Source organism: Desulfovibrionales bacterium, assembly GCA_028715605.1.
In the GTDB taxonomy this organism is placed as follows: Bacteria; Desulfobacterota; QYQD01; order QYQD01; family QYQD01; genus QYQD01.
Genome location: JAQURM010000007.1, coordinates 110,245 through 120,696, shown reverse-complemented (window position 1 = coordinate 120,696; position 10,452 = coordinate 110,245). Strand labels below are relative to the sequence as shown.

Below are 10,452 nucleotides of genomic sequence, written 5' to 3'. Positions count from 1 at the left end.
GTAAGATGTGTGTAGGACATGACAGGCTCCTTCTGGGTGTAAGGTTGGTCGTGCTTCCTACACTACCAGAAACCCTGTCATGTCTTCTAGTTATCTTAAGTGGTGCACTTGCAACTTGAATTCACCAATGCTCTGCAAATCAAAGGGGTCAGCCCTTGACATTGGACAAAATCTCGCTGATTCTCTTTTTTAGCTTCCCGTCACCTTGCAGCTTTTCAGAGAATCGCCGGTAACCTTTGGCCACGGCGGAATAGCTGATGCCGCCGAGAATCGAACCAATCTCTCCGTTGGTTATGCCCGTGTACTTCTTTAAGAGGAGCCAAAGCGCTTCTGGACGCACAACAACGCGACATCCTTACCAATGTCTTCGGAACGGGCGACTTCAATAGTGGCACCGTCGCATGCTTCTCCTAACTGACTGGCAATATGTTTGATCCAATTGTTTTCACGGCGTGCATGCTGATAGAGAACTAGAAAATCGCCGGCCCGGAGGTTCGACCACGAATATCTAACTTCTTTCTTGGTCGTATGTTTTGCACTCGTACTCTTCGGTTCCAGACCAGTATCAGGATCGAAAAACAGCAGTAACGGACGGGTACATCCTTCCAGACATCGGGCTATATGCTCCGAGTAAGAGGCACGATCAGTATGCTTGAATGGCTCCATAATGACCTTCACCTCCACTCCGCACTGTTGCCCCAGTCTTGCAATGTCTTGTATGTTGCGGAAGAAATGCCACACGTCCTCGGATATTGGAATTCGGCTGCCTTGAAACGTGAAATGCTGTCGTGCTTTTTCCGGTCGCCAATAGGGCACCTGAATAACGGTTTGGAGAAAATTTGAGCGAGCTATGTGTATGAGTACCGCCCACTTGATGAGGTCTCTGTTGTCGGCATACCATAAATCACGCATGGCGATCCCTTCCGAGGCCCAACATTATACATTATTATATCGACTCGACTTTTTTTCATCAAAACTCGCAGATAATAGCGATGATACTACAAATTGGCAAACAGTACAATAAAATGAAATCAAATATCAATTAGATAAGCCGATAGCATAAAATCCGGAAGTTTACTTTTTGTTGTAATTATCAATGTCTTCAAACATATCAACTCCGAATAAATTACTATTTGTTCGGAGTATAATACGAGTTATTACTCCTATAGCCTGTTTGTTCTCATAAAATCACACAAATTGTCGCGACAATCTTGGCTTCTCCCGGTTGTGGATGTCCACATTGCCATCATGGCAGGCTTATCCGGCACGCCACGGCGTATCTTCGACCCGTACAAACTTTCTGTACATCCTCTCAACCTTCTTCTCAGTCACATACGGCTTGTGGACCCTGAACCCACCTCCAAAGGAATGAGGAATGTGCATGAGTTCGTGGATAAGAACCTTAATCTGCTCTTCTTTGCTGAGCTTATCAAACCTTTCAGAAATAACCTCAATAACATAATGAGGCCTCTGGTTGAGGGCTGATTGCATTATTCTGGAAAGCCCGTGACAGCGGGCAATCACCCTCTTGCTGTTAGAGCCTTTGCTCCTTATACAAACCAGCCTGGATTCATCCACATGGGTCATTTGTAGTTTATGAATAATGCCTTTTATTGACGCGCCAATGTCCTCGGCCAATTCGTACTGAATCATAGGCAAAAAATAAGCATAGCTAAAAGGAAAAATCAAGAGATTTCGATCAGATGGCGGGGGGTTAGTAAATGTCCCGGCTACGCGGTGTTACCTTTAAATCCGGCCTTCAGCCCTCAGGCAATCCTTAAATACCTTGTAAAAATGCTCATTCTGGGACAGCGACTTTTGCAAAATCTCCCGCATTTCGCCCAGGTCCTTTTCATTGATAATAGCATCTACAGAGAGGGAAAAGGCCATTAACGTATCCAGTGTCCTGTGCTGAGCGGAAATGAGAAACAGAAAGATATTACGCCGTACAGATATGGGAAGGCGATCCAGATACCTTAAAATAGGGTTGTTTCCCGTCCCTCCTTCCGCAGATTTCTCACTTACAACCATCACATCGTAATGATTATAACGCACCTTGGCATAAAATATCCGCAGGTCATCAGCCGCGCTCGTTTTGTAGCCAAGCTCCTCCAGGGCGCGCACAACGCCTCCCTTCATAGACTCATCCGGCACGCAAACCAGCCCGGTCTTCGTCCCTGCTTCGAAGAATTCGATAGCGACATCCTGATCGGTATCCGGCAACGGATCGATCTCTTCACTCTTTCCCCTCGTATCTATGGGAATCTTGCCTTTGCAATCCGGGCAGGTGAGGACGACCTTGGTGTTCGCCGGTAACTTTTCATCCGGGACAAGAAAGCGCTTCTGACATCCAGGACATGAGAGTTCCATATTTAAGACTTACCTCCTGCGTTCCTTGCCGTAATCCCCGTCCAGTTTCAATCCCTCGATATCGGAGGTCTTCTCACCTTTCTGGGCCTTAAGCTGGTCTATGCCCCGGCTGACCACCGCACGGTGTGAGGCATAAGCCAGGGCAGTTTCTTCCGTAATCAGGCCTCGCTCGTAAGAACGGAGGATATCTTTATCGAAGGTCTGCATGTTAAATGCCTCACCGCTGTCTATGATCTCGTAAAATGTCTTTCCTTCTGATTCGCCATTCAAAATAGAGTCTTTGATCCGCACGTTATTGTTCATGACCTCGAAAACAGCCACCCTCCCCCCGCCCACTTTGGGCAGGAGTTTCTGGCAGACCACCCAGCGTGTGGTATCAGCGAGGCGTATGCGGATCTGCTGTTCTTCATCCTTACTGAACATGCCTATAATACGGTTGACGGTCTGACCGGCATCTACCGTATGCAGGGTGGAAAACACCAGATGACCTGTCTCCGCGGCGCTCAGACCGATCTCTATGGTTTCGCGGTCGCGCATCTCGCCCACCAGGACTACATTCGGGGCCTGCCTGAGGGCGGCACGAAGCCCGTGGGCAAAGCTGTCGAAATCCGCGCCCAGCTCCCTCTGGTTAAATGTGGCCTTCCTATGGGCATGAACAAACTCTATCGGGTCTTCCAGGGTGATGACGTGCACCGGCTCCGCCTCGTTTATCTCATTGAGGATGGCCGCAAGAGAGGTCGATTTACCGGTGCCCGTGGCCCCGGTGAAAAGGATTATCCCGTTTCGTTCCCTGGCCATTTTATAAAAAGATTCGGGCAGCTCAAGTTCCTTAACGGTCGGGATATGGGTGCTCAGTTTCCGCATCACGGTAGAGTAATAACCCTTTTGCTGAAAGACGTTTACCCTGAAACGCGCCCGGCCGGGAAGCTGATAGGAAAAATCACAGGAACCTTCCCGAACCAGGGCCTTGAGCAGCCTTGCATCCGAACCCATCAGGTGAAGGGCAAATATCTCCGCCTGATAAGGCGTAATCTGTTCAATGGGCGAATCCAGGGATACCGGAACCAGGCGACCCGATGAAACTACCTGAAATGGCCGCCCTACAGTTACGTTTAGATCGGAGATGCTCTCCTGAGATTCCAGCATCCGGGTTATGATATGATCGATGTCGGCCTTATTTATAGACAATTTTTATACCTCCGTGAAATCTTCCGGCGGCTTCTTTAAAAATTGAGTAAATTTTTCTTTGTTGATACTCTTGTTATACGCCTCGGTGGCATCGATCCACCCTTTCTGCAGGAGTTCCATGATGGCATCGTCCAGGGTCTGCATGCCGTATTTCTTGCCGGTCTGCATGGCAGACGCGATTTGATAAGTTTTTCCCTCACGGATGAGGTTGCGCACCGCGGGCGTGGCAATCAATATTTCCAAGGCCACGCACCTGCCTTTAATGTCCACGCGCTTAAACATGGTCTGTGAGACCACAGCCCGCAAGGCATCAGCCAGTGTGGAGCGCACCTGGGGCTGCTGGTTGGCCGGGAAGATTTCAATCATGCGGTCCACGGTCTTGGAGGCGTTCAATGTATGTACGGTGGCAAAAACCAAATGGCCGGTCATAGCCGCCTCCATGGCCAGGGCGATAGTCTCCAGATCACGCAGTTCACCGACCAGGATAATGTCCGGGTCTTCACGCAAGCTGGCCCTGAGGGCCGCGGCAAAAGACTTCGTATGCGTCCCTACCTCACGATGATTCACGATACAGCCCTTGCTCTTGTGCACAAACTCGATAGGGTCTTCAACCGTGATAATATGATCCTTGCGGGTCGCATTGGCGTGATCAATAATCGCGGCCAGCGTCGTTGATTTACCGCTGCCGGTAGGGCCGGTTACCAATATCATACCCTTAGGGAGCGTAGCCAAGTTCTTGACCACCGCCGGCAGACCCAATTGTTCGGCCGACAGGATATCGCTCGGTATCTCTCTGAAAACCGCCCCTATGCCGTATTTCTGCATGAAAAAATTGGCGCGATATCTGGCTAATCCCGATATCTCATGACCGAAATCAAGATCACCGGTCTCCTCAAATATCTTGATCTTGTCCTCTGGGGTGATCTCATAGAGCATGGCCTTTAGTTCGTCGTTTTCCATGACCTTATACTTGACCCGTTCCATCTCGCCCCGAATACGCAAGATAGGTTGAGATCCGGATATAAGATGCAGGTCCGAAGCGCCCTGCTCATGCATCAATTTAAAAAAGGCGTCAATCTGGGCCATCTTTAGCCAATCCTCCGCTTAAGTTAAATATTTATCACTCCAGACCGCCGGCTTCCAGCCTGCTGATCGCCGCTGGTCCGCCGCGGATTGAATGCTTAATAGCTACGCCAACTATATCGACATAAAAAAGAAAAACCTTAATCACCGGACTCAATCATCCAAGACAAGGCGGGCAGGCAGAGGCGTTCTCTGTGCACTCTGCGGTGAACTATTACAATTAAGGCTTGACTTTAAAATTTTAAGTCGATATTTTGCAAAAACTTGTGAACAGAGATTGATGACCTCGTAAAAAGCCAGAGTTTAGACGGCACAGTAAAAAGCTCCAGTTGCAAGGCGCGCAAATCCTGAGGAATGAGGCGTACTCGTAGTTACGCCGCAATGACGAAGGATGCCGCGCAACGCAGCAAATGGACTTTTTACGAAGCCGTCAAGATTCAGTTTAGAAAGGGGAGAAAATGGGTATTCAGTTAGATAAGGTTCGCAATATAGCCCTGCTTGCTCATAGCGGCGCAGGCAAAACATCCCTGGCCGAAGCAATACTTTTTGCATCGGGACGGACAAGCCGTCTGGGCCGGGTAGATGACGGCACCTCAATTCTGGACTACGAACCGGAAGAAATCAAAAGAAAGATTACTATAAGCTCGGCCTTTAATCATTATACGTGGCAAAAACATACGATTCATTTTATCGATACACCGGGTGATGATAATTTCCTCAATGATACCAGGATGTCCCTGCAGGTGGCAGACAGCGCCGTATTCGTAATCGATGCCATTGACGGGGCCAAACCCTTAACCCGGAAGATATGGAACCTGGCCGGGGAGTTCCATCTGCCCCGTATTATTTTCATTAATAAAATGGACCGGGAAAGGGCGGATTTTTACAGGACATTAGACGGCATTTCCACCACCCTCAACGCCCGCTGCGTGCCTGTTCAACTTCCTATCGGCGCAGAAGATAAGTTCACCGGAGTGGTGGACCTCATAAATGAAAAGGCCTTCGTATTCGCCGGCGATCAAAGCGGCCAGTACAAGGAATGTCCTATCCCCGAAGACATGAAAGATTCTGTTAAAAAAAACCGGGAAAGTCTCCAGGAATACGCTGCGGAGGCAGACGACGCCCTGGTGGAAAAATTTCTGGAGGAAGGAACCCTGACGGTGGCCGAAATAGAAAAAGGACTGGCCGGCGGTATGACTGCGGGACGATTTGTCCTGATATGCTGTGGCTCAGCTACACGCAATATCGGTGTCACCACCCTTATGGAGGCCGTCAATCAATATCTTCCTTCCCCTCTGGATAAGGGGGCAAAAATGGCCTTAAATGCCAGGAGCAAGGAACCGGTCGAAATAGCCCCCGCTCCCGATGCGTCGTTGACGGCTCTGGTCTTTAAGACCCTGTCTGATCCGTATGCCGGACGGCTCTCTATCTTGCGCATTTACTCCGGCACACTGAAACCGGACACCACCCTCTACAACTCAAATAAGCAGACCACGGAGCGTATCGGCCAGCTTCTGTCCCTGGAAGGTAAGGCACAAAAATCCGTTGAAGGTGTGGGACCGGGAGAATTAGTCGCAGTCGCTAAATTAAGGGACACTGTGACCGGTGATACCCTCTGTACTGAAGGATCGCCGGTCATCATTGAGGCCCTGCAACCGCCGCCGCCGGTTATTTCCTACGCCTTAAAACCAAAAACCAAGGCCGATGAAGAGAAGATATCCGCGGCCCTGGGAAAACTCAAAGAAGAAGACAATGCCATCCTGGTTACCCGTAATGAGGCGACCAGGGAAACCATTCTTTCCGGCATGGGACAAATCCATATCGAGGTTGTAGCAGAAAAGTTAAAAAGAAAATACAATGTTGACGTCAACCTTACCCTGCCCAAGGTCCCTTATAAAGAGGCCATCAAAAAAACCAAACAGGGTGTTGTCTACCGGCATAAGAAACAGACCGGCGGGGCCGGGCAGTTTGCCGAGGTTCACTTTGATATCAGTCCCCTGCCACAGGGGGGCAGCTTTGAGTTTGAAAATGCCCTGACCGGAATGAATGTGCCCCGCAATTTTGTTCCTGCAGTGGAAAAGGGCATTCAGGAGGCTATGCAGGCCGGCCCCCTGGCCGGCTATCCGGTCGTGGGCGTTAAAGTCAGATTTTATGACGGTAAGTCGCATGAGGTTGATTCATCGGAGACAGCCTTCAAGATTGCAGCCATCCAGTGCTTCAAGAAAGGCATGCTGGAGGCTATGCCTATCTTGCTGGAACCGATCATGTCTATGACTATTCTGGTCCCGGACGACTGCATGGGTGATGTTATCGGGGACATAAACAGCCGCCGGGGAAAGGTAATAGGGGTAGAGACCCGATCCGGGGTGCAGGCCATCCTGGCCCATGTGCCCATGGTCGAGGTGCTGCGTTACGCCTCCGAGCTCACCTCGATGACTGCCGGACGCGGTACATTCAGCATGGAATTCTTGCGCTACGAAGAAGTTCCGGCTCACTTGACTGAAAAGATTGTCGCTGCGGCTAAAAAGGAAGGCGAGGCTTAGGCTTAGAGACCAGAGGAAATTATAACCGTTCACCGAAAAGACGTTCCTCGCGCTTTTCAGGTTCTTACGGTCAACGGTGAACGATTACGGGAAACCTAATATTGACCAACGAAGAACCGGATAAAGAAAGCCTGTCTCTATCCCAGAAGATAGCCCGGATGAACGTCGCCGAGAAGATCAAGCTGGCCATGACTGGCGACAAAGAGTCCCGAGGCATCCTAATCCGCGACGGGAACAAGATGGTCCAGGGAGCCGTAGTACAGAATGCGCGTCTTACCGATGCCGAGGCAGTCCAGATAGCCAAGATGCGCACTATGGACGAAGGCGTTATCCGGCATCTGGCCACTGAACGCAAGTGGCTGAAGGTCTATCCGGTTAAAGTGGAGCTGGTTAAAAACCCGAAGACGCCCCTTATGCTGGCCATAAGGTTGCTGCCGCTTCTGCGCGAAGCAGATTTGCGAGATATAGCCAAAAGCAAAGATGTCCTGAAGACTATTTCTTCACAGGCCCTGCGCCTGCTCAGTCAAAAAAAACAGTAACCAGTCTGCCTCCAGCCTTCGGTCGACTTGGGGCCGGCGTATAACTTAAAAAACCTATGTACACAGCAGCCATAGTCACTATAAGCGATAAGGGATCCGAGGGAAAACGGGAGGATCTGAGCGGCCCGGAACTGAAAAAGATATTAAGTAAGGCCGGTTACCGTATCGCCGCCTATACCATCATCCCTGATGATCTAACCGTTATTGTCAACACCTTAGTGCGCTTGGTAGATGTGGAAAAAGCAGATATGATCGTGACCACAGGCGGTACAGGACTTTCCCCGCGAGATGTGACTCCGGAGGCCACGGCCATGGTTATTGAACGGGAAGTCCCGGGCATGGCCGAGGCCATGCGCACCGCCAGCCTGCAAAAAACGCCGCATGCCATGCTCTCACGGGCCTTAGCCGGGATAAGGAAAGAGACCCTGATTATTAATCTGCCGGGCAGCCCGAAAGGCGCCCGTGAAAATTTAACCACCCTCCTGCCTGCTCTCCCCCATGCCCTGGCCAAAATCAAGGACGATCCCTCGGAATGTGCCCGGTAGTCACTGTTTAATAATCATCAGCCCGGCGCAAGTGAAATGACCGCTGAAAGTGATGATCCAAACAGAAATAACTAATACCGTAACACATTAGTTGCTTGAAACCGTCCTACATTCAGAAAAGGCTATTAATCTGGAACTCACGAACTCATGAAAGAACAGAGCAACCAGAAGTCGAACTGCTGAAAATCAATTTCTCAAAAATACTTTCCTGATTTTCTGAGTTCCTGATTCAAACGTCTTCCTGAATTCTTTCAAGCCCCTTTCTTCCTAATTTCCCGATTTGATATGTTTCTTTGCAATTTTTATCATGCAGTTTCAAAATGCTAAATTGTTACCTAATACCTAATAATATACATTATATATCATCATTATCTAATTGAAATCATGTATATTTATATGTATAATTTAATTTTGATTAAAGTTACCGGGCTATGCCGCCGATAAGAAAATCATAACATACAGCTTCCTGGGTTGTGCGTGATTTGAGCGTCGGCCGAGTCTAATAACTAAAAAAGTAAAAGCGATCCTCATCTGCGGCAGATGCCCGGTAATGGATGGCAAAACTTAAAAAGAGAGCACTTCGAGCTCGACGGCTCTAAACGGCATTCCGGGATAGACAAAAAGATAAGGTGGTCGGTCAACCTAACTACCTAACCCCGAACCCCCGGAGGGCGGAACCCCTCCGGGGTTTTTTATTTGGCAGATCGACCGGCAGTCTCAGGATTAAAAACCAGGCATTTCAGGATCAAGTCTTCCAGTAAAAGCTTAGGCGCTATCCCGCCGGATTTGAGGGCCATATCGACCTTAAGGAGTTCGGACATACACTGAACAAGATGCTCAATTTGAAAACCCCTGGCCTGTTTTAAAAGCAAGAAAAGCGGGTACGGTGAAAGTTTTTCCAGCTCCTTAGGTATCTTTCCTTCTTTCTTAAGCCCCGGCAGTCCCTGCTGAAGGCCTTGATACGTGACATCCCCTTTTCCCAAAAAATCCAGACTCGTATCCAACGCCCACCTGGCCAGGAGGAGGCGGCGAATCTGTTTGGTGAGGGCAGCCAGTATCTGGAGCGGCACATAACCCTGGTCAAGGAGCAGACTCAGGGAAGAAAGGGCCTTCTCGGCATCCCGGTCACCGAATGCCCCGGTCAGTTCATAAATCGGCTCTTCCCTTTCCCGTTTCACTACCGCGTCAATATCTTTCAGGGTGATGGTCTTTCTTTCACCGCTGTAACTGACCAGTTTTTCTAATGCGGCGGCCAGGGAAGCCGGATTAAACCCTATCCTTTCGATAAGATCGGATGCCGCGCGCGGCTCCATGGCCTTTCCATGGCGTGTGAGTATATCCTTCATCAAGTCCTTGAGCACCGTATCCTGACTGCGTTTTGCCGCGGCGGTAATTCCTTTATCAACCGCGAAGCTCACAACCACACCCATCTTTTCTATCAGCCGGTAGAGAGACTTGCGTCTGTCCACAGTATCTGTAAGCAAGATCAGATGGTTGGAAGCCGGTATGCCTTTGGCCAGGTTCTCTTCCAGAATATCCCCTCCACCAACGGCAGGGGCTGATTCTTCCTGTCCAGCCTGTATGGCGAAGTTGGTCACTTCATTCAGCCAGGTAATATCCTCCCCACTCTTCGGGGCGCTGAATATCTTTTCCCACGTACCATCCGGGATCTTCTCCCATCCCCCGTCCCTGACATCCTCAATGGTCAGACCGGATGAGGAAATGGCCTGCACGAGGCTCCGGGCCGCCGCCTGAAGGTCGCCTTTTATAAAGTACTCGTGGCTTTTAGCCAAAAGTGGTTCGGCCGTACTTTTGGAATGGAAGAGACGGGTGTCCTTTACCACAAAAACCTGCCTCCCGGGGAAAAGGGGCAGGGTCTGCAATTCCTCTACCAGACGATAGACGTCTTCATTAGCCCCGTCTATCACCCGGAGGTTGGTGCCGCGTTTTTTTTCAGGAAGGAGGGCGGCAATAAGCTCTTCATAGGCCGCCTGGTAGAGATATCGTTCACCCCACAGGAGATATACGGGCGCTACGTCGCCCTTTGCTATGGCCTTCAGCAGGCTTTTAAAGTTAGTTCTCTCGTAAGCTGGCATTTTTATAAAACCTTCCCGCTCTCAGTTTTCAGCGGTCAGCCCTAATCGTTATACTGATGGCTGATCGCTGAGCGCTGATAGCTATTAA

Annotated in this window: 10 protein-coding genes; 3 read left to right on the top strand and 7 right to left on the bottom strand. The window is 49.8% G+C overall.

The features are described from left to right. Positions 1 to 148: 148 nt before the first annotated feature. The 6 genes from PHT49_08745 to PHT49_08720 form a co-directional block, all read right to left on the bottom strand. On the bottom strand, positions 149 to 340 hold the full coding sequence (locus tag PHT49_08745) for a hypothetical protein (GenBank protein ID MDD5451965.1): 192 nt from the start codon (positions 338 to 340) through the stop codon (positions 149 to 151). Further along, positions 310 to 912 carry a hypothetical protein gene (locus tag PHT49_08740; protein ID MDD5451964.1) on the bottom strand — a complete coding sequence of 201 codons (603 nt, stop codon included), beginning with the start codon at positions 910 to 912 and terminating at the stop codon, positions 310 to 312. The genes PHT49_08745 and PHT49_08740 overlap by 31 nt, the downstream gene beginning before the upstream one ends. Positions 913 to 1,257: 345 nt before the next feature. Next, complete coding sequence (locus tag PHT49_08735) at positions 1,258 to 1,653, bottom strand: putative metallopeptidase (GenBank protein ID MDD5451963.1); 396 nt, start codon at positions 1,651 to 1,653, stop codon at positions 1,258 to 1,260. A 93-nt stretch (positions 1,654 to 1,746) separates the two neighbouring features. Next, positions 1,747 to 2,370 carry a zinc-ribbon domain-containing protein gene (locus PHT49_08730; GenBank protein MDD5451962.1) on the bottom strand — a complete coding sequence of 208 codons (624 nt, stop codon included), beginning with the start codon at positions 2,368 to 2,370 and terminating at the stop codon, positions 1,747 to 1,749. A gap of 9 nt (positions 2,371 to 2,379) precedes the next feature. Beyond that, the gene (locus PHT49_08725; protein ID MDD5451961.1) at positions 2,380 to 3,558 is read right to left on the bottom strand and encodes a PilT/PilU family type 4a pilus ATPase; all 1,179 of its coding nucleotides are present in this window, start codon (positions 3,556 to 3,558) and stop codon (positions 2,380 to 2,382) included. A gap of 3 nt (positions 3,559 to 3,561) precedes the next feature. Next, the gene (locus tag PHT49_08720; protein ID MDD5451960.1) at positions 3,562 to 4,644 is read right to left on the bottom strand and encodes a type IV pilus twitching motility protein PilT; all 1,083 of its coding nucleotides are present in this window, start codon (positions 4,642 to 4,644) and stop codon (positions 3,562 to 3,564) included. A 455-nt stretch (positions 4,645 to 5,099) separates the two neighbouring features. Here PHT49_08720 and fusA point away from each other — a divergent pair, with 455 nt between their 5' ends. The 3 genes from fusA (at position 5,100) to PHT49_08705 (ending at position 8,268) form a co-directional block, all read left to right on the top strand. Next, positions 5,100 to 7,184, top strand: coding sequence for an elongation factor G (gene fusA, locus PHT49_08715; GenBank protein ID MDD5451959.1), 2,085 nt, complete (start codon positions 5,100 to 5,102; stop codon positions 7,182 to 7,184). A 101-nt stretch (positions 7,185 to 7,285) separates the two neighbouring features. Then, positions 7,286 to 7,723 (top strand): hypothetical protein, encoded by a 438-nt coding sequence (locus tag PHT49_08710; protein ID MDD5451958.1) that lies wholly within the window; start codon positions 7,286 to 7,288, stop codon positions 7,721 to 7,723. Positions 7,724 to 7,779: 56 nt separating this feature from the next. Then, a complete protein-coding gene (locus PHT49_08705) occupies positions 7,780 to 8,268 on the top strand; it encodes a MogA/MoaB family molybdenum cofactor biosynthesis protein (GenBank protein MDD5451957.1) in 489 nt (162 codons plus the stop codon). Between the two features lie 692 nt (positions 8,269 to 8,960). Here PHT49_08705 and holA read toward each other — a convergent pair. Next, entirely contained in the window at positions 8,961 to 10,364 is a 1,404-nt protein-coding gene (holA, locus tag PHT49_08700) for a DNA polymerase III subunit delta (GenBank protein MDD5451956.1), read from the bottom strand. Positions 10,365 to 10,452: the final 88 nt, after the last annotated feature.

Excerpts from the sequence above, each read along its gene's own strand:
- PHT49_08740 (MDD5451964.1), bottom strand. The coding sequence starts at position 912 with ATGCGTGATTTATGGTATGCCGACAACAGAGACCTCATCAAGTGGGCG.
- PHT49_08735 (MDD5451963.1), bottom strand. The coding sequence starts at position 1,653 with ATGATTCAGTACGAATTGGCCGAGGACATTGGCGCGTCAATAAAAGGC.
- PHT49_08730 (MDD5451962.1), bottom strand. The coding sequence starts at position 2,370 with ATGGAACTCTCATGTCCTGGATGTCAGAAGCGCTTTCTTGTCCCGGAT.
- PHT49_08720 (MDD5451960.1), bottom strand. The coding sequence starts at position 4,644 with ATGGCCCAGATTGACGCCTTTTTTAAATTGATGCATGAGCAGGGCGCT.
- fusA (MDD5451959.1), top strand. The coding sequence starts at position 5,100 with ATGGGTATTCAGTTAGATAAGGTTCGCAATATAGCCCTGCTTGCTCAT.
- PHT49_08705 (MDD5451957.1), top strand. The coding sequence starts at position 7,780 with ATGTACACAGCAGCCATAGTCACTATAAGCGATAAGGGATCCGAGGGA.
- holA (MDD5451956.1), bottom strand. The coding sequence starts at position 10,364 with ATGCCAGCTTACGAGAGAACTAACTTTAAAAGCCTGCTGAAGGCCATA.